At 56.9% G+C, this 23,822-nt stretch carries 19 protein-coding genes; 7 read left to right on the top strand and 12 right to left on the bottom strand.

The window, feature by feature from the left end; genetic code table 11:
* Positions 1–5: 5 nt before the first annotated feature.
* Positions 6–1,304, top strand: coding sequence for a phenylacetate--CoA ligase family protein (locus C6366_RS08260; protein WP_107736929.1), 1,299 nt, complete (start codon positions 6–8; stop codon positions 1,302–1,304).
* A 3-nt stretch (positions 1,305–1,307) separates the two neighbouring features.
* A complete protein-coding gene (locus C6366_RS08255; RefSeq protein WP_107736927.1) occupies positions 1,308–1,814 on the top strand; it encodes a DUF456 domain-containing protein in 507 nt (168 codons plus the stop codon).
* Positions 1,815–1,827: 13 nt separating this feature from the next.
* Here the strand turns inward: C6366_RS08255 and mutM are convergent, their stop codons facing one another.
* From mutM to C6366_RS08195, 12 genes are all read right to left on the bottom strand, one after another.
* Positions 1,828–2,643 (bottom strand): bifunctional DNA-formamidopyrimidine glycosylase/DNA-(apurinic or apyrimidinic site) lyase, encoded by an 816-nt coding sequence (gene mutM / locus C6366_RS08250; protein WP_107736925.1) that lies wholly within the window; start codon positions 2,641–2,643, stop codon positions 1,828–1,830.
* Between the two features lie 65 nt (positions 2,644–2,708).
* Positions 2,709–3,869, bottom strand: a complete 1,161-nt coding sequence (locus C6366_RS08245) for a ChaN family lipoprotein (RefSeq protein ID WP_107736924.1) — start codon at positions 3,867–3,869, stop codon at positions 2,709–2,711.
* On the bottom strand, positions 3,869–5,134 hold the full coding sequence (locus tag C6366_RS08240; protein WP_107736922.1) for a phenylacetate--CoA ligase family protein: 1,266 nt from the start codon (positions 5,132–5,134) through the stop codon (positions 3,869–3,871). The genes C6366_RS08245 and C6366_RS08240 overlap by 1 nt, the downstream gene beginning before the upstream one ends.
* A gap of 388 nt (positions 5,135–5,522) precedes the next feature.
* Positions 5,523–6,929, bottom strand: coding sequence for an NAD(P)/FAD-dependent oxidoreductase (locus C6366_RS08235; RefSeq protein WP_233248431.1), 1,407 nt, complete (start codon positions 6,927–6,929; stop codon positions 5,523–5,525).
* A gap of 25 nt (positions 6,930–6,954) precedes the next feature.
* The gene (locus tag C6366_RS08230) at positions 6,955–7,542 is read right to left on the bottom strand and encodes a nitroreductase family protein (protein WP_107736921.1); all 588 of its coding nucleotides are present in this window, start codon (positions 7,540–7,542) and stop codon (positions 6,955–6,957) included.
* A 266-nt stretch (positions 7,543–7,808) separates the two neighbouring features.
* Positions 7,809–9,968 carry an L-lactate dehydrogenase (quinone) large subunit LdhH gene (ldhH, locus tag C6366_RS08225; RefSeq protein WP_107736919.1) on the bottom strand — a complete coding sequence of 720 codons (2,160 nt, stop codon included), beginning with the start codon at positions 9,966–9,968 and terminating at the stop codon, positions 7,809–7,811.
* Complete coding sequence (locus C6366_RS08220; RefSeq protein ID WP_107736917.1) at positions 9,968–10,594, bottom strand: lactate utilization protein; 627 nt, start codon at positions 10,592–10,594, stop codon at positions 9,968–9,970. The genes ldhH and C6366_RS08220 overlap by 1 nt, the downstream gene beginning before the upstream one ends.
* Positions 10,575–11,816: an acetate kinase gene (locus C6366_RS08215; protein WP_107736915.1), complete on the bottom strand. Its 1,242-nt coding sequence runs from the start codon at positions 11,814–11,816 to the stop codon at positions 10,575–10,577. Before C6366_RS08215 ends, C6366_RS08220 begins: the two co-directional genes overlap by 20 nt.
* A gap of 39 nt (positions 11,817–11,855) precedes the next feature.
* On the bottom strand, positions 11,856–13,970 hold the full coding sequence (pta, locus tag C6366_RS08210; protein ID WP_107736913.1) for a phosphate acetyltransferase: 2,115 nt from the start codon (positions 13,968–13,970) through the stop codon (positions 11,856–11,858).
* Positions 13,971–14,107: 137 nt separating this feature from the next.
* Positions 14,108–15,388, bottom strand: a complete 1,281-nt coding sequence (locus C6366_RS08205) for a (Fe-S)-binding protein (protein WP_107736911.1) — start codon at positions 15,386–15,388, stop codon at positions 14,108–14,110.
* A gap of 12 nt (positions 15,389–15,400) precedes the next feature.
* Positions 15,401–16,792 carry an FAD-binding oxidoreductase gene (locus C6366_RS08200; protein WP_107736909.1) on the bottom strand — a complete coding sequence of 464 codons (1,392 nt, stop codon included), beginning with the start codon at positions 16,790–16,792 and terminating at the stop codon, positions 15,401–15,403.
* 148 nt (positions 16,793–16,940) lie between these two features.
* Positions 16,941–18,725 (bottom strand): L-lactate permease, encoded by a 1,785-nt coding sequence (locus tag C6366_RS08195; protein WP_107736907.1) that lies wholly within the window; start codon positions 18,723–18,725, stop codon positions 16,941–16,943.
* A gap of 1,302 nt (positions 18,726–20,027) precedes the next feature.
* Between C6366_RS08195 and C6366_RS08190 the strand changes: the two genes are divergently transcribed.
* The 5 genes from C6366_RS08190 to C6366_RS19265 all read left to right on the top strand — a co-directional run bounded on the left by C6366_RS08190 (position 20,028) and on the right by C6366_RS19265 (position 23,676).
* Positions 20,028–20,408, top strand: a complete 381-nt coding sequence (locus C6366_RS08190) for a hypothetical protein (RefSeq protein WP_199221466.1) — start codon at positions 20,028–20,030, stop codon at positions 20,406–20,408.
* A gap of 517 nt (positions 20,409–20,925) precedes the next feature.
* Positions 20,926–21,276: a superinfection immunity protein gene (locus tag C6366_RS08185; protein ID WP_107736906.1), complete on the top strand. Its 351-nt coding sequence runs from the start codon at positions 20,926–20,928 to the stop codon at positions 21,274–21,276.
* 433 nt (positions 21,277–21,709) lie between these two features.
* On the top strand, positions 21,710–22,357 hold the full coding sequence (locus C6366_RS19270) for a hypothetical protein (protein WP_146164798.1): 648 nt from the start codon (positions 21,710–21,712) through the stop codon (positions 22,355–22,357).
* 295 nt (positions 22,358–22,652) lie between these two features.
* Positions 22,653–22,853 carry a hypothetical protein gene (locus C6366_RS08175; RefSeq protein WP_107736902.1) on the top strand — a complete coding sequence of 67 codons (201 nt, stop codon included), beginning with the start codon at positions 22,653–22,655 and terminating at the stop codon, positions 22,851–22,853.
* A gap of 373 nt (positions 22,854–23,226) precedes the next feature.
* Complete coding sequence (locus tag C6366_RS19265; RefSeq protein WP_146164797.1) at positions 23,227–23,676, top strand: hypothetical protein; 450 nt, start codon at positions 23,227–23,229, stop codon at positions 23,674–23,676.
* Positions 23,677–23,822: the final 146 nt, after the last annotated feature.

Raw genomic sequence — 23,822 nt, 5'->3', positions numbered from 1 at the left:
GCAACGTGTTTTTTGATCCCTTGGAAGGGTTTGACCGTGAGGAACTGCAACGCTTGCAGTCCGTCAGACTACGTAGCGTGACGAAAGCGGCGGCGCGCTCGCCGCTGTATGCCGGATTGTTTCAGGAGTACGGCCTTCAGGCCGACCAAGTCCGAGGCCTGGACGACCTGGAGCGAGTGCCCCTGACAGAAAAGGAACATTTGCGGTCCAGTTATCCGGACGGACTGCTTTGTCGGCCCAAGGAGGACATGGTCCGCCTGCACGCCTCTTCCGGGACCACCGGTGCGGCAACGGTGATTTTTCATACCGCTGGAGACATCCAGACCTGGGCCGACTTGGTGGCCCGCTGTTTCCACATGGTCGGGGTGCGGCCCGGCGATGTCTTTCAGAATATGAGCGGGTACGGCCTGTTCACCGGAGGCCTGGGCATCCATTACGGCGCCGAACGCCTGGGATGCCTGACCATCCCCGCCGGGGCCGGCAACAGCAAGCGGCAGATCAAGCTGCTTCAGGATTTCCACGTCACGGTGATTCACATCATACCTTCCTACGCCCTGCACTTGGCCACGGTGTTTCAGTCCCTTGGCGTGGAGCCCGGCGGGCTGCACCTGAAGACCGCCCTGATCGGCGCGGAACCCCACTCCGAGGAGATTCGTCGAAGGATCGAGGAATTGTACGGGGTGAAGGCCTACAACTCCTACGGCCTGTCCGAGATGAACGGTCCGGGAGTAGCCTTCGAATGCCCGGAGCAAAACGGGATGCACATCTGGGAAGATGCGTTTCTGCCGGAAATCATCGACCCGGTCACGCTGCAACCGGTCTCGGAAGGAGAGGTGGGCGAGCTGGTCCTGACTACGCTGACCCGTGAAGGCATGCCGATCCTGCGCTATCGAACCCGGGATCTAACCCGTTTTCTTCCGGGAGATTGCCCATGCGGTCGGGTGCATCGCCGCATCGACCGGATTGTCGGCCGCAGCGACGACATGATCATCATCAAGGGTGTGAACATCTTCCCGATGCAGGTGGAACGCGTGCTGATGGCCATTCCGGAAGTGGGGCAGAATTACCTGATCGTACTGGAGCGCCAGGGATTCCTGGATCAGTTCAAGGTGCAGGTGGAAGTGAAGAGCGAATTTTTCGTGGAAGATATGCGGGAGCTCAAGAAACTCCAAAGCAAAATCACCGACCTGCTGCGTGATGAATTGTTGGTCACTCCCAAGGTGGAACTCGTGGAAGCCCGGAGCCTGCCTTGCTCCGAGGGCAAGGCCCTACGGGTGTGCGATTTGCGGGGGCAAACAGAGTAACTAATGTCGTTTGTCCTGGCCGGGCTGTTTCTGGCGTTTCTCGGCCTGCTGCTGGTGTTGCACGTGTTCGGCCTGCCGGCAAATTGGCTGATTCTGGCCGCCGTGGCGGGTTGGGGCTGGGTGCACCCGGAGTTCGCGGGCGGGATCGTTTTTTTTGCTGTCTTGTCCTCGCTTTGCGTGCTGGGCGAGGTCGTGGAGTTCGCGGCCCAGATGTGGGGCGGGCGGCGCTACGGTGGAAGCAGGAAAGGTGCCTGGGCGGCTGTTGTCGGGGCAATTGTCGGGGGTGTTTTCGGCGCCCCCTTTCTTTTCGGACTGGGAGCGGTTCCCGGCTCTTTTCTGGGGGCCTACGCGGGCAGTCTGTTGATCGAACTGGGCCAGGGCTACCCGATGGCGGTCGCACGACGGGCCGCCTGGGGCGCGATGTGGAACAAGGTTTTCGGCACAGTGGTCAAGGTCTGTCTCGGGGTCTGGATGATCGTCTTGAGCTTTGACCTGGTTTGGCCCGGCTGATCGCGGTTCACCTTCAAATCATTTGACAGCGCGGGCAGAAGCAGGTGGTCCGACCGGCGACCTTGGTGGTCTGGAGGGACGTACCGCACTGTTTGCAGGGCAGGCCCCCCCGCCCGTAGACTTGAAAAGTGTTCTGAAATGTCCCCACAAGCCCCGCAGCGGTGCGGTAGTCCCGGATGGAACTGCCTCCAGCGGCGATGGCTTCCTCCAGGACGCTCTGGAGGCTTGCCAGGAGTCCGGCCAGGCGTTCCGGGGCGATCCTGTTTCCCGGCGTCGCCGGATTGATGCCCGCTCTGAAGAGGCTTTCATCGGCGTAGATGTTGCCGATTCCCGCAATGACGCGCTGATCCAACAGCAATGCCTTGATCCGACCTTTCTTTCCACTGATTTGCCTCGTGAAGATCTCCAAATTCAACCCCAGCGGTTCCGGTCCGAGGTTGCGATAAAAGGGCCATCGCTTCAACTCCTCGTCGGCAAACAGGCCGCAGGTTCCAAACTTGCGTTGGTCCTGAAAATAGAGCGAGGTCCCGTCGTCCAGGTCCAGCAACAGATGGACGTGTAAGGCGGACGGAAGGCCTGAGGGCATGAGGCCCAGCCTTCCGGTCATGCGCAGATGAAACGCCATCACGTCCTGGTCAGGAAAATCCAGAAATAACAGCTTGCCCCGGCGGAAGACACCGCGGATGGTTCGCCCGATGACTTCTTGGGCCAGGTCTCGGTTACCTTTGGCCAGGTGCGTGGCGATATGCGGCACTCCGGTGACGGTCCGGCCTGTGAGCAGAGGCTGGAGCCCTCGGGCAATGGTTTCCACTTCAGGCAGTTCAGGCATGGTTGGCGGTGGGGTCTAAGTCAGGAGTTTGGCAGCGGAAGACGGAAGAGTTGGTGGTGGCGTCGTCAGGGGGAGGTGATGGGGATGGTTAATTGATCGCCGTCGCGGAGCACCTCCAGGAGCAGGGGGCGTTGTTCGCTTTTGGCTTGGACGCCGACGGTGTGCAGGACTTTCAGTGAGGTGATGGGTATGTTGTCGGCGGCAAGCAGGACATCTCCGGGTTGCAGTCCGGCTGCCTGGGCCAGGGAGTTTGGAATCACGCCGGTGACGACCACCTGGTCGTTGACCCAAGCAATGAGCATGCCCAGGCGTCTCGGCGGTTCCGGACAGTAGAAAAAGAAATCTCCGGCCGTGGGTTCTGGAACCGGTCCGCCGCGCCAGGGAATCAGGGACAGAATTCGGGGGGCATCTTCCAGCAGGGCGAGCCGGTACGCGATCCCGTGACCGTACTCCACATGGGCGGTTCCGGTCAGAATGACCATGGTATCATCCGCACCGCGCCGCTGGATCGCGACATGGGCCATCTGGGTGTCCCAGAGGGACTGGATCGTCATGAAGCGCTCCAGGTCGAACCCGGCTTCCATGGTCCGGTCCGGCATCAACTCCACATGTCGACGGTACTCTTCTTCAATCATCGCCCGCTGCGGCGGCGGGGGAGGGATCAACGCCGAGGGGAGCAGGCCGCGTTCATCGGCGGGGATGCTCTCCAGGCCGTTAGTACGGATTAGGTGCAGCAGGTCTTTGGGCACGTTCAGGCCGTAAACCGGAATACCGGATTCCTTGGCTTGAGCCAGGACCGGGCGATAGAAGGTAAAGCTGTATCCCCAGTAGTCCTGCCAGCCTAACTTTTTTTCTAGCTCATCCAGGCTGACTTCACCCCGGCGAAACGCGTCCAGGATCTTCTGGGCGGACCAGGGAACCATCTCCAGTCCCACGGCAAGCGGCAGACCGGACTGGGCCAAGTTGTTCAGGGCCTCGGCCTGGAACTGCTGGTCGCAGGCATTGGCGTGGGACTCGCCGATGAGGATGAAATCGTGGGACGCGACCAGGGCCGTCAGCTCGGAGGGCTCGACGTGACGCCCGTCGGCCAGGAAAAGCGTACCTGGCAACGGTAACGTGGCCGTCTCGGGAATGGAAGGGCTTGGTGGTAGAAGGCGGGCGCAGCCGGCATTCAGGGCCAGGAGGGTCAGGAGGCCCAGGATGGCCGGCAGCGCCCGAAGAGGCATCAATCCCACTTTCGCTTGTCCTCAATGGGACGGATTTGAGCCGGAAGCGAACCTGGAACCACGACTTTAAGGTCCGGTCGCAGACCGATCTTCTCGCGGAACTGGTGGAAGAGCTCGTTCTCCCGCTTAAACTGGCTGGCTTCGATGAACAGCGTCAGCTCGTCGATGCCGCCGGGATTGGTTACCTCGATTTGCCAGCGTTTGATCTCCTCGAAAGAGGCCATGACCTGTTCGACTTGGTGCGGGTAGACGAACATGCCCTTGATTCGGGCCGTTGTGTCCACGCGGCCGACGATGTTGCCCAGGCGGGGCGAGGAGCGGCCGCAGGGGCAAGGCGCCCGGTCGATGTAGGACAGGTCTCCGGTGGAGAGCCGGATCAGCGGGTAGGTTTTGTTGAAGGCCGTGACCACGATTTCGCCCACTTCGCCGTCCTTGAGCGGAATCCCGGTGTCTGGATGGCAGATTTCCGCGAAAACGCGATTGGAGACGTGCAGCCCGTTCTTGTGGAAACACTCGTAGCCGATGGAGCCGACATCAGCGGTGCCGTAGCCCTGGCGCATGATGATGTCGAACTTCTTTTCCAGGTTGTTGCGCAGCTTTTCCGGGAATTTTTCGCCGGTGACGAAAGCCACTTCCAGATACAGATCCTTGCGCAGATTCAGTCCGGCTTCTTCGCCCTTTTGGGCCAGGTGCATAAGGTAGCTGGGCGTACCGACGTACCCGGTGATTCGCAGCTTCCGCATGATGTCCAACTGGGTGTTGGTGTTTCCGGGGCCCGCGGGGACCACGGCGCAGCCCAGGTTGCGCAGCGGCTCCTCGAACATCAGACCGGCGGGAGTCAGGTGGTAGTTGAAGGTGATCATGTTCACGTCGCCGGGACGAAATCCGGCGGCGTAAAAGCCTTCGGTCCAGCCCCAGTAATCGTCGACGCGGTCTTCGGGGTCGAAAATGGGCCCGGGGGAGAGAAATATCCGGCGCAACTCGCCCAGGTCCTTTGTTAGCAATCCGCCAAGGCGCGGCCCCATGGTCTGCAAGAAAATCAGTTCCTTTTTCTTGATGATCGGGATGTGCTTCAGGTCGTTGAGCACCTTGAACTTGTCCGGGCTGAATTGGGCCCGGTCGAAGCGCTTCTTGACGTCTTCGGAGTATCTGTAGGCGTAGGTCAGCAGGTCCTTGAGATGGATTTGATAGTACTGTCTCCGTTCGCTTTCATCCAGTACTTCCCGGCGGCTGTAAATGCCTTCGGTACGGTCTTTTCGGGTCATATCCGGTTCCTTTTTTTCTGTTCACGATTGTCCAGTCTTAATCTATAAACAGTGATAATTAACAACAGGTGGCGAGAAAATCAAGTCCGGAAAAGGGGAACTTTCAAGACGGTATTTTCGTCGGACACGACAAGTAAAAAATAAGGAGTAACTACTACTCAGCTCATCCGAGTAAAAGGCAACCTGGATACCCGCCTTCGCGGGTATGACTGACTTGGGAACGGCATTGAAAAACACGTCATTCCCGCGAAGGCTGGAATCCAGCCTCGGGATATGAGGCCCTACCCATGGTGTGCTGAATAGTTGCAAAAAGGCCGGCTTTCCCAGGGAAAGCCGGCCTTTTCGCTTCAGGTGGCCGCCGGGGGACCCATTTGCCCCCGCGTCGCGGTCAACGCAGTTCCTTGATGATCCCCTTGGCGGCCAGCATTCCTGTGGCCGCGGCGGAGACGATGTTGCCGGCCACGCCGGGACCGTCGCCGGCCACGAACATGCCGGGCAGGGAGGTGCGCAGGTCGGCGTCGGTCTCCATCTGGGTGGCGAAAAATTTGATCTCCGGGGCGTAGAGCAGGGTTTCGTCGTTGGCCACGCCCGGGACGACGCAGTTCAGCTTTTCCAGGCCCTCCACGAGGTTGGTCAGGATGCGTTCGGGCAAGGCCATGGCGATGTCGCCGCAAGTGACGTTGGACAGGGTGGGTCGGATGAAGCCTTTGGAAATCCGGTTCCAGGTGCTACGCCGTCCGCGCTTGAGGTCGCCGAAACGTTGCAGGATGGGCTTGCCGCCACCGATCAGACTGGCCAGCTTGCCGATGGACTCGCCATAGGTTTGGTTGTCCGTGACCGGTTCGGTGAGCACCACTTTGGAGAGAAAGGCGAAGTTGCTGTTTTCGGACTTCCTGTCCAGGTAGGCGTGGCCGTTGACGCAGACGAAGTTCTGGTAGTTCTCCAGGGAGACGTATCCGCCGCGGTTGGTACAGAAGGTCCGGGTCTGGTCGTCGTATTTCCGGGTCTGGATGAAGAAGGTTGGATCGTAGATCACGTTGGTCAGGTCGTGAAGAATATCGCTATGCACCTCTACGCGCACGCCGACCTCGATGCCGCGCTGGGTCAGGTTGATGCCGTGAGCCTGGGCGATGCGCCCGGCCCAATCCGCTCCGACCCGGCCCGGAGCGAGAACCACGTGCCGACATCGCAAGGTTGCCTTTTCGGTGACCACTCCGCCGACGCGGCCCTGGTCCACCAGGATTTCCCGAACGTCCTCGTTGGTGCGAATGATCACGCCCTTGCGCTGGATATGCTCGGCCATGGCCGCGATGTGGTCCGGCAGTTTGTCGCTGCCCAGGTGCTTTTGGCGGATCAGGAGCAGGTCGATTCCGGCTTTTTTGGCTTGTTTGCGGATCTCCCGGGCTTTTTCCATGTCCGTGGGGTAGACGGGGCCGTCCATACCGAATTGGGTGAAGACCGTTTCGGTTTCCCGGATCAGTTCCCTGGCTTGGTCCGGAGAGAGGAACTGGGTCAGGTCCGTCTTGCCGAGGATATGGATGAAGTTCAGCTTGCCGTCGGAAAACAGGCCGGCCCCGCCGATTCCGGAAAGAATGTTGCAGGGCTTGCAATGATGGCAGGTCGGACTTTGCTTCTGGCCGATGGGGCAGGATCGGCGCAAGGGAGACCGGCCCTTGTCCACGAGGATGATCTTCAGATCCGTGTTCTCGGCCAGATGGTGCGCGGCGAACAGGCCGGCCGGTCCGCCGCCGATGATGATCACGTCGGCCGAGGTGGATGTGATGGAGGTGGTCAAGGTGTCTCCGAATGGTGAAGGAGGTTCAGCGGTCGCCGAAGCGGCGCAGCAGGATGGAGTCTAGGTCGCGCTTGGGAACGTGGTGGACGCCTTTTTCGTCTCGCCAATACTTTATGTCGCCGTCCTCGCCGAGTCGTTCCAGCACGATTTTTTCCTTGGGCCGGCCCAGGGCGATGACCATCAGAATCTCAAAGTCCTCGGGCGCTTCCAGGGTCATGGCCAGGGTGTCTTTTTTGATGGAGCCGATCATGCATCCGCCCAAGCCCAATTCCGTGGCTCCCAGGAGGATGGTCTGGGCCGCGATGCCCAGATCCCAGGCCGAGGTTTTTGTGTAGCGTTGATCTCCAAGGATGACGATGTATCCCGTGGGGCGTTCTCCCTCTTCCGGCCCGTCCCAGTCCTTGAGATAGGCGGCCCAGGCCAGATGAGGAAAAATCTGGGCGTTGACTTGGGCATCGACGCTGATCATGTACCGCAAGGGTTGCAGATTGGCCGCGGAAGCCGTCAGCCTCGCCGTGTCCACCAAATCCTCGAGGGTTTCCGGCGTGAGCGGGTGGTTTTCATAAAAACGCCGGAAACTGCGGGTTCGGGAAACAAGCTCACGCAGGTTCATCTTCTTCACTCCTTTTCGATCCTTTCCGGGTCACGCCCGACACGGCGTATGGAATACGCCATGTCGATCATAAAAAACGATACGTATCGCGTTCATCTCTTCTCGCGAAGTGCATGAAGAACATATCACGGCTTGACTTGCAGGAAAAGTGTCAAGTTCAGTGCTGGTTTTGGGCCATTGCGGAGGGTGACAAAAATACGGCCGGGATTGCTCCCGGCCGTAGGAGGGGCGGTTCGCGAACCGCCCCTACCGGTCGGCGTGCCGGCCTACCGCAGACGCTCGGCCAACAGCTCGGCCACGTGTTTGACCTCAATGTCCTTGCCCGAAGCCTTCATGCCGCCGCGGATCTGCATCACGCAGCCCGGGCAGTCCGTGGCCACGGCGGCGATGTCTCCGGCTTCCAGGTTAGCCATTTTTTTTGCCAGTAGGGTCTTGGAGATGGCCGGGAACTTCATGGAGTAGGAACCGCCGAAGCCGCAGCAGACTTCCTCTTCGGAGGTCGGCACGTAGTCGTGGGCCATGTTGATGGCCTCCCGGGGCGCTTCGCGGACTTCCAGGCCCCGGCAGAGGTGACAGGGGGCGTGGTAGCCGATACGCTTGCCGGAGCGGTTGAACTTCATGGACGAGATTTGCAGCACATCGTGGATGAAGGAGCTGAAATCGATGACCTTGTCCGCGAATTGGGCCACCTTGGGGGCCAGATCGGCATCGTTCTCCAGCAGCTTGGGGTAGCTGTGCTTGAGGTGCGAGGCACAGGAGGCGCACATGGTCATGATGTAGTCGTATTTGGAGGGATCAATGGCCAGGACGTTCTGGCGAGCTACTTCCACGGCCGCCTGCTTCTCGCCCATCATGTTCACCGGCAGGCCGCAGCAGGACTGCTTCATGGGATAGTCCAACTCCACGGTACCGGTGGAGGCGATGATCTTCACCGCGGCCTTCATCTGTTCGGGGTAGACGAAGTCCTGGACGCAGCCCGAGAACAGGGCCACCCGCAGAGTAGGGTTGCGCACCTCGGGTTTGATGGACTTCCATTCGTCGCGAAAGGCCTTGTCCGCGATGGTGGGCAGCTTGCGGAAATCCTGGTCCTTGTCCTTCATGAAGACGGTGGGCAGATGGCGGATGTACTGCCCGTCACGCTCGGCAAAGGGCTTCTGGGCCCAACGCATGTTCTTCAGTAGGGTGTGGAACAGAGTGCGGTTCTTGAGCACCAAGCCCATCAGCTTGGACTGGGCCGGGTGGCCGTCCTCGTCCTGAATCATGGCATGGATTTCCTTGATCAACCGGGGCAGGTCGATGCCGGCGGCGCAGACCTCCTTGCAGGCTCCGCAATTCACGCAGTTCTGGACCAGGAACTTGGCCTTGTCCTTGCCGTGGAAGAAGTAGGTCATGATCAGGCCGATGGCCCCGATGTAGACGTGGCCGTACTTATGGCCGCCCACCAGGCGGTAGACCGGACAGACGTTGGCGCAGGCCCCGCAGCGGATGCAGCGCAGGATTTGGGCGAAGTCCTTGTCCTTGGCCAGTTTCTTGCGGCCGTTGTCCAGGAAGACCACGTGCATGACCTTCTTGTCGTCCGGTGCACCCTTGCACTCGTTAGGGCCGGTGATCCAGGTCACGTAGGAGGTGATCTGCTGGCCGGTGGCGTTGCGGGGCAGGGCGCGGAGGATGCGCAGGGCGTCGTGCAGTGTGGGGGTCAGCTTTTCCAGCCCCACCAGGGCCACGTGGACCCGGGGCAGGGTGGTGGCCAGGCGGGCGTTGCCCTCGTTGGTCACCAAGCCGATGGTCCCGGTCTCCACCACGGCGAAGTTGCTCCCGGAAATGCCCATGTCCGCTTCCACATATTCCTTGCGCAGCTCCCGACGGGCCACCTTGACCAGCTTCGGGATGTCCGGGTCCTGCTCCTTCTTGGTCACCCCGGCGAAGAGGTCGGCCACCTGGAAGCGGGAAAGGTGGATGGCCGGCATGACCATGTGCGACGGCCCTTCGCCGCGCATTTGAATAATCCATTCGCCCAGATCCGATTCCACGACCTTCAGTCCCTCGGCTTCCAGATGGGTGTTGAGGTGGGTTTCCTCGGCGGTCATGGACTTGGCCTTGATCACCTTTTTACAATCGTTGTCCTTGGCGATGCGGGCGATGATCCGGTTGGCCTCTTCAGCGGTTTCGGCCAGATGGACATGGACGCCCATGGACTCGGCCTTTTGCTTGAACTGGTTGTACAGTTCATCCATGCGCCGGATGCCGTCGTCCTTGGCCTGAGCGATTTCATCGACCAGGCCTTTGACGTCCATTCCGGCGAAAGCATTGGCCCGGCCGGTTCGGTAGGCGACGGCAAAGGTGTCCAGGGCCTTGCGCTGGAACTCATTGCCCAGGGATTCTTCGACTTCCTGGAGATATTCTTCTATTTTGACGGCGGTTTGCATTACGCGTCCTCCCAGAGCAGGATGTGCAGTTCCAGTGGTCCGTGGACCCCGATGGCCAGCACCCGTTCAATGTCCGCGGTTCGGCTGGCGCCGGTGATGAAGGCCAGGTAGTTGGGGGCCTTTTGCATCATGGGCAGCAGTTCGGCCTCGGCCTCGTAGCTGGAGGCCCGCAACTTGGACAGGGGCAGGACCACCACGTTGATCTCACTGACCATGGTGGACAGACGCAGATCCTCGGAAGAGGAGTCCAACACCAGGGAACCGGTTTCGGCCAGCCCCAAGTCGGCAACGGCGAATCCGATGTCGATTCCGGCCAGATGGTTGCGCAGGCCGTCGGCGATCAGCTTCACTCCGGCCTTTTCCGCTGCTTTAGCCAGTTCGGCGTACTGGTCGTCGGCCAGCTTGGGCGCGGCCATGACCTTGTCCGCGGCCTTGGCCTCGCAGAGATCCGAGGCCTCGTCGGAAATGGCGTTTTCGCAGCCGGAGAGCAGCAACTGACAGGCGTTTTTGTTCAGGCAGACGTCCACGGCGTAGGCGTAGGCCTCGTTCAGTTTGTCGATCCGCTTCACGATCGCGGAAACGGCTTCGGCTTTTTTAGTAAAGAGTTCAATGTGTTCCTGACTCACGCTCAGTCTCCTTTTGTCCCAGGACCTCCATGGTCTGGGTGGCGATTTCCAATTCTTCGTTGGTGGGAATGATGAATATTTTTATCAGGCTGTTGGCGGTACTGATTTCCGCTGCCCGACCCCTGGGAGCTTCGGCATTGCGCTGGGTGTCCAGCACCGCGCCTAGGCCGGAGAGGGTTGCGCAGGACAGGCGGCGAACCGCGGAATCGTTTTCACCGATCCCGGCGGTGAAGCAGATGGCGTCTGCACCGTCCAAAAGGGCCAAGTATTGCCCGATGTACTGGGTCACCCGGCGGCAGAAGACCCGCAGAGCCAGTTGGGCATCGGCGTTGCCCTGGGCAATCAGATCGTGGATGTCGCGCATGTCGTTGTTCCCGCACATCCCCTTCAGCCCGCTGTCCTTGTTCAGCAGCGTGTCGATCTCGCGAATGGTCAGGCCCTTGTTGTCCGCCAGGAAGGCATGCAGGGCCGGGTCCACGTCGCCGGAGCGCGTGCCCATGACCAGTCCGGCCAAGGGGGTCAGGCCCATGCTGGTGTCGATGCACTTGCCGTTTTTGATCGCGGCCATGGAACAGCCGTTGCCCAGATGCACCGTCACGCAGGTGGTTTCCTGAAGCGGCTTGCCTAACTTCTTGGCGCACTGCTTGGCCACGTAGAAATGGGACGTGCCATGGAAGCCGTAGCGGCGGATTTTCAATTCCGTGTAGAGTTCCTTGGGGATGGCGTAGCGGTAAGCTTCCGGAGGCATGGTCTGGTGAAAGGCCGTGTCGAACACGGCCACGTTGGGTACGCCGGGTATCAGCCGCAGCGCGGTCTCGATGCCGGCCAGCCCGCCGGGGTTGTGCAACGGCGCCAAGGGGATCTGGGCTTTGATGCCCTCGATCACGGCCTCGTCCACCAGGGTCGGGGCGCTGAAGGCCTCGCCGCCGTGAACGATCCTGTGGCCGATGCCTTGAATTTCCGAAACCGAGGCGATGACCCCGGTCTGCTCGCCGGTGATCAGCTCCACCAGCTTTGCCAGGCCCGTGGGGTGGTCCGGAATGGACATGGCCTCGTTAAAGGCCTGTTCCTGATCCGTGCCCGGGCGGCGGACATGCTTGACCTTGCTGGTGGCCTCACCGATGCGCTCCACCAAGCCCGAGGCCAGAACGATTTTCTCGGTCATGTCCAAAAGCTGATACTTGACCGAGGAACTGCCGGAGTTGAGGATGAGAATCTTCATGAATCTTCCCTTCAAATTAAGTTGACGTGGCATTTTAGGCTAATTGCTATTTTTACTTTCCGCGTGCTGGGCCTGGATGGCGGTGATGGCCACGGTGTTGACGATGTCCGGCACGGTGCAGCCGCGGGAGAGGTCGTTGACCGGTTTGTTCAGGCCCTGAAGCACCGGGCCGATGGCGATGGCGTTGGCGGCCCGCTGCACGGCCTTGTAAGTGTTGTTGCCGGTGTTCAGGTCCGGGAAGATGAACACCGTGGCCCGTCCGGCCACCTTGGAGTCGGGCATTTTGGTCATGGCCACGTCCGGGTCGTAGGCCGCGTCGTACTGGATCGGTCCTTCGATGAGCAGTTCCGGAGCCATCTTTTTGGCGATGGCCGTGGCTTCCCGGACTTTTTCCACTTCCTGGCCCGAACCGGATTCGCCGGTGGAGTAGGAGAGCATGGCAATCCTGGGATCAACACCAAACTGAACTGCGGTGTCCGCGGAGGCCACCGCGATTTCCGCCAACTGTTGGGCCGTGGGGTTGGGGTTCACGGCGCAGTCGCCGAAGACCAGCACCCGGTCGGACATGCACATGAAGAAGACCGAGGAGACCAGGGAGATACCCGGCCTGGTCTTAATGAACTGCAAGGCCGGACGGATGGTCTGCTGGGTGGTGGTGATGGAGCCGGAGACCATCCCGTCGGCATGCCCTTTTTGAACCATCATGGTTCCGAAATAGGTGGCCTCGGCCATGGTGTCGTGGGCCACTTCCTCGGTCATGCCCTTGCTTTTGCGCAGCTCGTAATAGGCCTTCCAGTATTCCTCGAAGTATTCCGAGGCGGCCGGGTCAATGAATGTGGCCTTGTCCAGGGACAGCCCCATCTGAGCAGCCTTGGCCCGAATGGCGTCCGGCTGGCCGAGGATGGTCAGGTCCGCGATGCCGCGGCGCAGCAGGATGTCCGCGGCCTGGAGAATGCGGGTGGACGCGCCTTCGGGCAGGACGATGTGGCGGCGTTCGGCCTTGGCTTTTTCGATCAGGCTGTACTCGAACATCACCGGGGTGACCTTGGTGGATTTTTTCGTCTCCAGACGTTGGAAAAGTTCAGCGGTATCCACGTGCTCCTCGAAAGAACCCAGGGCCGTGGCGATCTTCTTCTGGTCCTCGGGCTCGATGCGGCCGTACATTTCCATCAGGGTTCTGGTGATCTTGTAGGTGTGGCCCTTGGCCGAGAGAATGGGCATGGGCACGCCGGTCCAGCCGTCCAAAAGCTTCATTATGGACTCCGGGGGCTTGATGCCGCCGGTGAGCACGATCCCCGCGACCTCGGGATAGGTCTGGGATTGCCGGGTGGCGATGCAGCCCAGGAGGATGTCCGAGCGGTCGCCCGGGGTAATGACCATGGAGTTCTTGGAAACGTACTGCAGAAAGTTGTTCACCTGCATGGCGGCCACCACGTAGTCCTCCACCTGGACGTCCAGCAGATCTCCGCCGGCGATTACCTCGGCGTCCAGCCATTTGCGGATGTCGTTGATGGTCGGTTTGCCCAGGGAAGGCACCTCGGGGATGGCGTAGGTCAGACATTCCTCGTGTATACGGTACTTGCAACGCAGGCCGCCGATGATCTCGTCCTTGTCCAGGCTCTCGGCCCGGTTGACGATGGTAGCCAGGACATCCAGGCCCTTTTCGGAAAAGGTGTCGATGGCGATCTGGGTCTGAGCCACGATTTGCTTCGGGGTCTTGTTCTGGCCGTTGGCCACCAGGATAACCGGCGAGCCCAGGTTGGCGGCAATTTCCGCGTTGATGTCGAACTCGAAGGCTGAATCTCCTCCCACGAAGTCCGAGCCTTCGCAGAGGATGAAGTCGTACCGGGTTTCCAAAGCCTTGTACTTGGCCAGGATGTTCTCCATCAGCAAGGCGTGTTCACCTTGATTGATCAGATCCCTGGCCTGCTCCAGGGTGTAGGCGAAGGCGTCCTGGTAGGTTTCGTTGAGATGGAACTGGGTCAGGATCAGGTTGGTGTCGTGATCCCGTTTGCCGTTGCCCTGGGCGCTGATGATCGGTCGAAAAAATCCCACCCGCCGGATATGGCGCATGAGCATTTGCATCAGGCCGAGACAGATGGCCGATTTGCCGCTGCGGGACTCCGTGTTGATGACGTAGAGGTTCTTGGCCATGGGTGGGGATCCTTTGGTTTTGAGGTGGTTAAGCGATTCACGGGAATGCATGTTCCGTCCACCGCGCGGTTTTGCATGACGGTAGGGGCGGTTCGCGAGCCGCCCCTACTTTTCCGTAAATCACCTATCCAGCTACGTTACAACGATTCCGCGTACAACTCCACCACATGCTTCACGGGAATCGAATGTCCGGACTTGGACAGCATGTCCGAGAGCTGGAGCATGCAGGCCGGGCAGCTGGTGGCCGCGATCTTGGCGCCGGTGGCGGCGATGCTTTCGGCTTTTTTACGGCCGATGACGTCTGACAGCTTGTAGTGCTTGATGTTGAAGCTGCCGCCGGACCCGCAGCAGGACGGTCCGCCGGGCAGTTCGGCCGCGGCGTATTTACCCCCGGCGGCCAGGACCTGGCGCGGCTGGGCCGTGATCTTCAGCGTGTTCCGCAGGTGACAGGGGTCGTGGTAGGCCACCTTGGCCGGGCTTGCGGCTTTTTTCGGAGTGACCTTCAGGACGTCGTTAAGGAACTGGCTGACGTCCATGACCTTGTCGGCGAGTTCTTTGACCCGGACCGCGTCCATCTTGTCCCCGTAATACTTGGGCCAGAGTTCGGCGATGGTCGCCGTGCAGGTGGCGCAGGGGGTGATCAGGTAGTCCCATTTGCCCTTGGCGAACAGGTCCAGGTTCTGGCGGACCAAGTTGTCGAAGACTTCGGTTTCGCCGCTGGACAGGGCCGGGATGCCGCAGCAGGCCTGATTGGGCGGCATGAAGACCCCAACCTGGTGGTGTTCCATGATCTTCAGCACGGCCTGGCCCACTTGGGGAAAGACTTTATCCGTGACGCAGCCGGGAAAAAAGGCCACCCGCAGGCCGGACTTGCCCGAAGGGGTGTCTTTGTGGGGAGTCTGGGAATGGAGCGATTTCGAAGCCAGCTTCTTGAAATGCCGGTCCGCGATCAGCGGGGCGTTGAACCGGGCGCAGGACGTGCCGATGACGCTGTCCGCGTCTTTGGTGAACAGGCCCTGCAAGGACGATCCCAGGGAGAGCAGATTGTTCATCAACTTCGGGTTGGTCAGCAGCCGGCGGAAGATCAGGCGCTGGGTAGGCGGCAGGCCCAGGTAGCCGGTGAGAATGGCCCGGGCGCGCAGAAAGATGTCCGTGACCTTGACCCCGGAGGGACAGTTGGCCTCACAGGTGCCGCAGAGCAGGCAGCGCTGGAGTTTTTCATTGACCGCTTCCGGATCCTTGAGGATCTCCTCGGATAAGCCGGAAAGCAGGGCCAGCTTGCCGCGGGTGACGTCGGTCTCCCGGCCGGTCTGGGCGAAGACCGGACACTGGGCCTGGCACATGCCGCAGCGCATGCAGCCGGTGAGCAGGTCGTCCAACTCCTTGAGCATGGATACGAGTTTTTTGATGTCGGCCATAATGTCCTCCGGTTAGGCGAGCAGGGGGCCGAGGATTTTGCCCGGATTGAGGATGTTGTTGGGGTCAAGCACGCTCTTCATCCTGCGGGAGTAGTTGATGGTCCCCACGCCGTATTCGTTTTTCAGGTACTTGGACTTGGCCAGGCCGATGCCGTGCTCGCCGGACAGGGTGCCGCCCAGGGCCAGGGCCTCCTCGAAGATGGCGTCGATGGCCGCTTCCACCCGGTGCCATTCCTTCTGATCGCGCTTGTCCGTGAGAATGGTCGGGTGCAGGTTGCCGTCCCCGGCGTGGCCGAAGGTGCCGATGGTCAGGTCGTACTTCTTGGCGATCTTATCCAGGGCCTGCATCATGGCCGGGATTTTGGAGCGGGGCACCGTGGCATCCTCCAGGACCGTGGTCGGACGGACCCGGGCCAGGGCCGGCAGGGCGTCGCGGCGGGCCTGCCAAACCGCGTTGCGCTCGGCGTCGTCCTTGGCCACGCGGACGCTGAGGGCCTTGTTGTCCTTGCAGATGGACTCCACCTTGGCCGCGTCGTCCTCCACCTGGGCCGGGTGGCCGTCCACTTCGATGAGCAGCATGGCCGCTGCGTCCACGGGCAGGCCGGCCTTGCGGAAGTTCTCCACGGTGCGGATGGTGAAGTTGTCCATGAATTCCAGGGTGGCCGGGACGATCTTGTTGGCGATGATCGCGGCCACGGCCCGGGAGGCGTCCATCACGTCCGGGAACACGGCCATCATGGCCTTGTAGGCTGCCGGCGGCGGGACCAACTTGAGGATGAGCTTTTCGAAGACGCCAAGGGTACCTTCGGAGGCGACCATCAACCCGGCCAGGTTGTACCCGGTGACGCACTTCACGGTCTTGCCGCCGGAGCGGATCAGCTCGCCGTTGACGTCGAAGAAATCCACGCCCATGACGTAGTCCTTGGTCACGCCGTATTTCAGGGCGCGCAGGCCTCCGGCGTTCTCGGCCACGTTGCCGCCCAGGGTGGACACGGCCTGGGAGCCAGGGTCAGGTGGGTAGAGCAGGCCCTTGGCGGCCACCTGGGCCGCGAATTTTGCCGTGACCGCGCCGGGCTGGACCACGGCGTAGAGGTCCTCCTCGTTGATTTCCAATATCTTGTCCAAAGCCGTGGTCAGACAGACCACGCCGCCGGGATGGGGGATGGTACCGCCGGAAAGGTTGGTCCCGGCTCCGCGCACGGTCAGCTTCAGGCCGTTCTCGTTGCACAGCTTGACCACCTGACCCAGGCTTTCGGAATTCTCCGGGCGGACCACGATGGCCGGTTGGGTCTGATCCAGGACCGCGGAGTCGTAGGAATAGGCGTGCAATTCGTCGGGCTCGGTCATCACGTTATCCTTGCCGACGATCCGCTGGAATTCATTTTTCAACGCATCTCTGATCATTGCAAATCTCCTTTGCGTGGGGTTCAAGTTTCAATGCGCACTGCTTACGGGAAGTGGTTAGACGTGAGCCGTGCCCATTAAACCTTGAGTCGACTTTGGGCAAAGATCCCCGGGCGGACGTTGGTCCGCCCGGGGAAGGGAAGTAGGTTTAGAAGAGGTCGGCTGGCAGGATGCTCATCAATATGAGGACCGTGATGCCCACGATCACTCCGTAAAGGAGGAAGGGCCAGAAGGTCTTGCGCAGGATGGCGCCTTCCTGTCCGGACAGGCCGACCACGGCGCACACGGCCACGATGTTGTGGATGCAGACCATGTTGCCCATGCCGCCGCCCACGACCTGGGCCGCGACGATGAGCTGGCGGGGTAGGTCAAGCTGGGTGGCCATTCCCCACTGGAATTCGGCGAAGAGCAGGTTGGAAACCGTGTTCGAGCCGGTGATGAAGGCCCCCAGCCCGCCGATGAAGGAGGCGAACACCGGCCAGCCCTGGCCCACCAGTTCGGACAGCGCGCTGGCCATGGCCAGGGGCATGGAGGGGTAGGCGTTGGGGTTCAGGGCCAGATCGCCGATGCCGGACCCGCGGAAGATGGAGACCAGACCCACGGCGAAGAACAGGGCGATGGCCGGGTTTTTCATCTTCTTGATCGAATCCATCCAGGCTGTTTTGACCTTGTCGCCGGGCATGCCGTGAATGAAGATGGTCAGGATGGCCACGAGCACGAAGGGAATGGTGCCGGGCAAGTAGAGATAGGAGATGGAACCGCTCACGGTTTCGTAGCCCAGGATGCTTTTGAAGGTGATAACCATCTTTGAAAGCCAAGCTTTCAAACCGATAACTATCTCAGGTGTAACAATAACAAGCTCAAATACCCCTAAATTGATGGTGTAAGTGCCACCTATAGTAGTAGTGATGCGTGTAATTACCAGTATTGCTCCAATAAGAATATAAGGTAGCCAAGCTTTGAACTGGCTCATTCGAGCCTCGAACTTGCAGCCCTCGGCTGCGGTATTAATCGAACCGGTCCATTCGGGATCCCAGTTCTTCTGGGAACCAAAGGTCCAGGTGTCCTTGGGCACGGCGATGCCGCGCTTGGCGCCCCAGACCACCACGCCCAGGCCAACCAGTCCGCCGATCAGGGACGGGAATTCCGGACCCAGGTACCAGGCGAAGATCAGGTAGGGGATGGTGAAGGCCACGGCGGCGAAGACGCAGAACTTCCAGGCGCCGAAGCCTTCGGACCAGGAGCGGTTCGGGCCGAAGAAGCGGGAGATGAAGCCGAGCATGAAGATGGGCAGGATGAAGATCATCGGCAGGTGCATCAGGGTGGCCCACTGGCCGATGAGCATGCCGAAGGATTCATAGCTGGTGAAGTTCACGCCCACGGCCCCGGTGGCCACGGCGTCGCCCACCAGGTCGCGCAGGAAGGTCAGACCGATGATGATGGGCGTGCCAACGGCGCCGAAGGATACGGGGAAGGAGTTGAAGACCAGACAAATGACCGCCGCGGCCAGGGGCGGGAAGCCCAGGGCCAGGAGCAGCGGAGCGGCCAGGGCCGCCGGTGTGCCGAAGCCCGCCGCGCCCTCGATGAAGGCCGCGAACAGGAAGCCGATGATGATGGCTTGCACGCGCATGTCCGGAGAGATGCTCTGCATTCCGCACTGGATGGTTTCCATGCCTCCGGAATCGCGCAGGGTATGCAGAATCAGGATCGCGCCGAATACGATGATCAGGATGCCGATGGCCGTGATCACGCCTTGAATGGACAGCGCGGCGACGTAGCCGACCGGAAGGCTCCAGACGGCGACGCCGGCCACGGCGGTGACCAGCCAGGCCAGCGGCATGGCCTTGGTGGCCGGCCAGCGAAAGCCGACCATCAGCACCAGGGCCAGGGCAATGGGTAACGCGGCGATAAGTGCCAGGACTCCAACGGACATGTTCAACTCCTCCTTGAAAAAAGTTAAATCCAACAACAAGGGTGCAAGCCTCTCACCATATACGAGGGCCTTTAGCCAGTCTCTTCGCCCGAACATAGTGACGGATTGGGGCGGGACGAGCCTCGGCCAAAGAAAACCGCGAACGTCGCAGTCCTCTTATCAAAAAGCGTGCCTGATTTGTGTCGCTGGCCAGCGACAAAAGAGTGAGCGAAATTCAAGTACTCGGAAGCCAAGTATTCTTCGCAGGCCGAATCAGGGTCCGAAAAAATAGACAGTCAGCCCGGAAACGACGAAAGAAAGATTTGTCGACTCGGCCAGCTTGTCTGGAGCACTTTGGGGGCCTATGTGTAGGGTTTACTCTCGATCCACACTTATTTTCGAAAACGTCGCTTTGGACAAGTCGTCCGCCATAATTCGTTCACGGGTTCGTAATTGTCTGAAAAAGAGGATGTGTCTGAAAAAACGGAAAGCACGAGGTCGTCAAGCTCAGTTTGGCAGAAATTAGTCCAAGTTTACACGAAGCAAGGCTAAAGTCATGTTGTTTGGCCGATTGCCTAGCAAGCGCAGAGTGCAACGCGTTGATATTATTGATGGCGAGTTTTGGGAAGTCGATTGTAGTGTCTATGAGAATGTATGGATGGTCTTGTAAATATTTAGAATATGCTACAATGCCCCGATTTTTATCCGCGAAAAATTTAAACAGAACAAAAAAAATGAATAAAGTATAACACAATCGTATTGACACTCTTAGTCTGCTGATGTAGTTGGGGCGCAACGAATGGAATGAATTGGATGTCTTATGTGGATTGTGTTAATATTATGATAAGTTGTTGTAAAAGTGGCTATTTGCAGCAACGTAAAATATGTGCCGATGGGTTTCTTTTAGCGAGCAAGGGTTTCGTGAAAGCGATTGAATCATGAGGGGATTACCTCAACAGCCCCTTTTGGCTTTCCATGTGGGTTGCTTTCTCTTGGATTTCCTCCTTGCGTTTTATTGTATAGGGAGCGTGACCTTTGGAAACAATGGCCTCCAATGCCGATTGGCACCATAGGCTTTGTCCTCCCTGGTTAAGGTTGGAGACGGAAGGCAACGCGCCAGAAGAAAGAAATAGAATTTGTATTTTTTACGGACAAAACATTATTTTCGCGCCATGAGTCACTCGAAAACAAGGCAGAATAGTGAGGGCGATCATCTCTTGTGGCGCTCTTTCTTCTCGTTTGCTTTTTTCAGAGCCCCGCCCGGCACATCTTCTGTAGTGATGTGGTCGGGCTTTTTTTTAACATTCGCAAGGAGTCAAGAAAATGGATGATAACGTTTCAGTGAATGTATCCGGAAATTTGATTGGTATGACGCCTGAACAGGAACAGGCAGCGAAGAAGGTCGCTTTGTTGGTTTATATTCTTCAAGCAGCATCCTTTTTGCTTGGTGTAACATCTATCATTGGGGTAATAATTAACTATGTAAAAATGAATGATGTTCGAGGAACATGGATTGAATCTCACTTTCGATGGCAAATTAGAACATTTTGGTTCAGTCTTTTGTGGTTTACGCTAGGTTTTGTATTAGTAATTATAGGTTTAGGAGTATTTATAATTATTGGTGTGTCAATTTGGTTTATTTATAGGATAGCAAAGGGATGGTTGCAATTGAACGACAGGAAAGAGATGTATGCTGAGAAATAGTAATATTTTACTTGATTCTTCGACATTGGACGTGGATTTGGTGTAATAGTCTGGCGTATCGCGCAAACTCTAGGCGCCCCCCGGGAGACATCCCCGTCCGGCGTCCTCAGATTGAAGTGAGAACGAAAAAGCTAAGTCCTTCAAGGAATGGCGCAGGCGACAGCCATCCCGAAGGGGTCTTCCTTGATGGACTTGGCGCTTGCGCCATCAATACAAGGGGACGAAGAGAACCTCCGGCCATTACATGTTTTCATTTTTTCGGGAAGCCCGTCGTCTTTTTGCCGGAGGGACTGTTGGAGGCGGTCTTGGGGCGTACACCAGAACCCCGCAGGGGAAAAGTCACCGCCGGAGCTTTCATGGACGCCTACAACAATGCCGTGGTGGTCGCTCGCAACTACTCCGCGTAGACCATGGGAGAGCGTGAGCTGGGTACAGAGGGAAGGCTTGATGTTAGGGTTCGCAGCTATCTTGAATATGCAATTTATTATAATAATGTAACAACATAAAGGAGCTGTGTATGTTTTATTATGAGTATTATGAGTTGTTAGAATTATTTGATTTGATTGGTTTATGGTTTTTTGTTGTACTTGTATTTATATTGCTCGTGGCACTATTGCCGACAATAATCGCAGTAAGAAAAAATCACCCCTACAAAATACCAATCATTTTAATTAATATATTTGGTGGATTACTTTGGGGTGTAGGATGGGTTATAGCTCTTGTATGGTGTTTTATATTGCCTAGAGATAGATCGAATGGATCGATCAACGTTGCAAATGAAATTCAAATAATGCATGAGTTAATGGAGAAGGGGGTATTAACTCAAGATGAATTTGAACTAAAAAAGCGTGCTCTTTTGAAAGTATAATAGTTTTTTATTGGCTCGTTTTTAATTGGTATTGAAGAAAATACATGCCCATACTTTGTTGGGGTGCTTTCATTTATGGTAGCTTCCTCTAACTTCAAGAGTTTTTCTAGTGTGAAACCAACTGTCAGGAAATATGAGAATAAAGCCATAAAAATGATTCTTGTAGTCTTGCATCGGTGAAGCATAAACAGTAACGGCTACAAAAAAGCTATCATGATTAAGGCCTGAACTTCTTTGGCAAAGCCTGCCAGAGGAAAGTGATCTACTAGGTGAGAGACGACAATACTTGATCTTGTTGCATTGACCATCGACTTGATTATGTTTCCTTTTTTCTGGAGAAGTCCGCCTTTTTTTCGCTAGCAATCTGATTTTTTTGGCATTATGTTTTTATATTCGCTTTTTTGTCTGCGGTTGACAATGTTGAGAGGTGCTTGTGGATACTTTGTTTCATCGATTTTTTCGTCCATGTCTATTTGGGGGCATTGCCATTTTATTTTTACTCTTGTTGTCCTGTGGGCATCGGAACCCTTTGGATATACCTGATGCGCAATGGCAAATGATGACACCAGAGCAACAGCTTCAAGCCCGAAATCAACAGGCGGAGTTGGACCGAGCTTTAGTGCTTCGAAAAGCTGAGGAGGCAAGACAGAGGGCTGCTGAAGCCGAAGCAAGAAAGGCGGAGTTAGATGCCATGCGACGCAACGCGCCTTACGGTGACAGGGTGCAATGTGTTTTCGAAGGGGCTCAAACTTATTTTAATCGCAATTGGCAGCCTATTCTCCCCTTGGGCTTGGATCTCGTCAGGGGATATGAAGAGGCTATCGTAATGGAGATTTCCTCTAGTGAATATTTAAGAATGCCGATTGAGGCTTATGCCCTTTTTGACGGTCAGGTGGTATCGTTGTGTCGATTTTCTGGAGATAATACTTACCGTCGTGAGCATTGCGCTATCCTTGTCGGAACACGTAGAGACTTTCAACAAGGTATTGTTGCACACGTTTACGCATCAGATTTTCTTCGTGGAAGACTTCGTTGCGATCACCCTCCTTCAGAGAATGTGCGCCAGATTATGATAAATTAATAATATCTTGGTAATATTATTTAGAAACATGGTGGAAATATGCCATAATTATTTTGACAACCAAGTTGTACAATGCGTTATTTCAATGAAACGAGAAAATATTTGCCTGTAGCCCGTAAGAATTGGCTGGTATTTTATTGACTATTGATTATGTAGGGGGCTAGCCTTATTTGCAAAATAGTGATGCAAGAGACGTAAAAGTCTAAGCTGATAAATTCTATGTTGAAAAGGGCGTTTTCATTTTTTTTTTGATGAGATCATACTATTATTGACTAAAGTAAGGAGATGTATTTCGATGGATGCAAAAACACTGTGGGGTATAATTGTTGTCATTATTGGTGTAGTACTGTTTTTCGTTGGTCTGTATGAAGTTTATTTTGCGTTTACTCATTTTGGTTCTACTGAAGAAAAGTGGATGGCCTTGTTTGTTTTGTCAATAGGGGTGGGCGCAGCGATAGGTGGAACAAAGATGTTGGAAAAGAATAAGGTGAGCTAAAATCGTCTTCGGCAAAGAATTTTTGGGGACGAAGGAGTCTGTTTCGATGATTCTGAAGCTGAGAACATGCTTTTCCGCCAGCATGGTCGAAGTTGGGACAAAATCCTAATGCTCACAGCCAACTGAGTGCCTACCCTGTGATCGCTTTCGTTTTGCATGTCCACTATTCGCCTGAAACAGAGACTTTTTGACTGGGAGGGCTGTTGTCTAGTGCGATAAGAGATTTTAAATAAAGTTGCCTACACTAGAATATTGATCATTGTCCCAATTTTGGCGAAGAAACTACGGTGAAGGCGGTGCGCTCTGATATTTGCCTTGTTTTGGATTGGAAGTATGGCGCACTAGGTTAAAATTATTACGGAAATGGTATGCTGTGAGTAATTTCATAACATGTCGTCATTGTTCAAAAGCGATCAGTAAATTTGCTGAAAAATGTCCCAAGTGTGGCCACTCTGTTGCTGTTGGTGCGCAAGGCAATTGTAAAACATGCGATGCATTGCTGGATTTTTCAGAGTTCCATAGTATTGGTCATATCAAACATATGGTTAATGGGACAACACTATATTCAAGTTATATTCAGCACAAACCCTGTCCGGTGTGTGGCGATAAGCAACCTCTGAAATCGCCTATAGATCGTGATAATGTCCATCTGGTTATTTTGCCTGCTTTAACTGCAATTTCTGGTTTTTTCTTTCTGGTTAGTTTGGACGCTTCCCCTGGAGCTGATAAAGGTATGGGTATTATTTTCAGCGGAATAGGGCTTTTTGGATTTGGTTTGGGGACAATTGTTGCGTTTTTATCGCATTTGTTTTCCAGGGACTGAGCCTCCTCTGGTTAAGTAAGATGTCCCTGCAAAAAGTCAGCGCCAATTATGCGACCAGCCCCCAGCGTTGCCCCTGGCAGGCCTGCTGAAGGGGGCGAACCGAAGCAGTTGAGCTGAAAAGGCGACAAATAAGTGTCCTGAGAAAG

The sequence above is a fragment of the Desulfonatronum sp. SC1 genome (assembly GCF_003046795.1).
In the GTDB taxonomy this organism is placed as follows: Bacteria; Desulfobacterota; Desulfovibrionia; order Desulfovibrionales; family Desulfonatronaceae; genus Desulfonatronum.
This window is presented reverse-complemented; position numbering and strand designations above follow the sequence as displayed.

Bases quoted from the DNA above. Each gene is read 5' to 3' on its own strand.
- mutM (WP_107736925.1), bottom strand. From the start codon at position 2,643: ATGCCTGAACTGCCTGAAGTGGAAACCATTGCCCGAGGGCTCCAGCCT.
- C6366_RS08190 (WP_199221466.1), top strand. From the start codon at position 20,028: ATGGATGATAACGTTTCAGTGAATGTATCCGGAAATTTGATTGGTATG.
- C6366_RS08245 (WP_107736924.1), bottom strand. From the start codon at position 3,869: ATGCCTCTTCGGGCGCTGCCGGCCATCCTGGGCCTCCTGACCCTCCTG.
- C6366_RS08200 (WP_107736909.1), bottom strand. From the start codon at position 16,792: ATGATCAGAGATGCGTTGAAAAATGAATTCCAGCGGATCGTCGGCAAG.
- C6366_RS08230 (WP_107736921.1), bottom strand. From the start codon at position 7,542: ATGAACCTGCGTGAGCTTGTTTCCCGAACCCGCAGTTTCCGGCGTTTT.
- C6366_RS08255 (WP_107736927.1), top strand. From the start codon at position 1,308: ATGTCGTTTGTCCTGGCCGGGCTGTTTCTGGCGTTTCTCGGCCTGCTG.
- pta (WP_107736913.1), bottom strand. From the start codon at position 13,970: ATGGCCAAGAACCTCTACGTCATCAACACGGAGTCCCGCAGCGGCAAA.
- C6366_RS08240 (WP_107736922.1), bottom strand. From the start codon at position 5,134: ATGACCCGAAAAGACCGTACCGAAGGCATTTACAGCCGCCGGGAAGTA.
- C6366_RS08215 (WP_107736915.1), bottom strand. From the start codon at position 11,816: ATGAAGATTCTCATCCTCAACTCCGGCAGTTCCTCGGTCAAGTATCAG.
- C6366_RS08195 (WP_107736907.1), bottom strand. From the start codon at position 18,725: ATGTCCGTTGGAGTCCTGGCACTTATCGCCGCGTTACCCATTGCCCTG.
- ldhH (WP_107736919.1), bottom strand. From the start codon at position 9,968: ATGCAAACCGCCGTCAAAATAGAAGAATATCTCCAGGAAGTCGAAGAA.
- C6366_RS08175 (WP_107736902.1), top strand. From the start codon at position 22,653: ATGGATGCAAAAACACTGTGGGGTATAATTGTTGTCATTATTGGTGTA.
- C6366_RS08185 (WP_107736906.1), top strand. From the start codon at position 20,926: ATGTTTTATTATGAGTATTATGAGTTGTTAGAATTATTTGATTTGATT.
- C6366_RS08205 (WP_107736911.1), bottom strand. From the start codon at position 15,388: ATGGCCGACATCAAAAAACTCGTATCCATGCTCAAGGAGTTGGACGAC.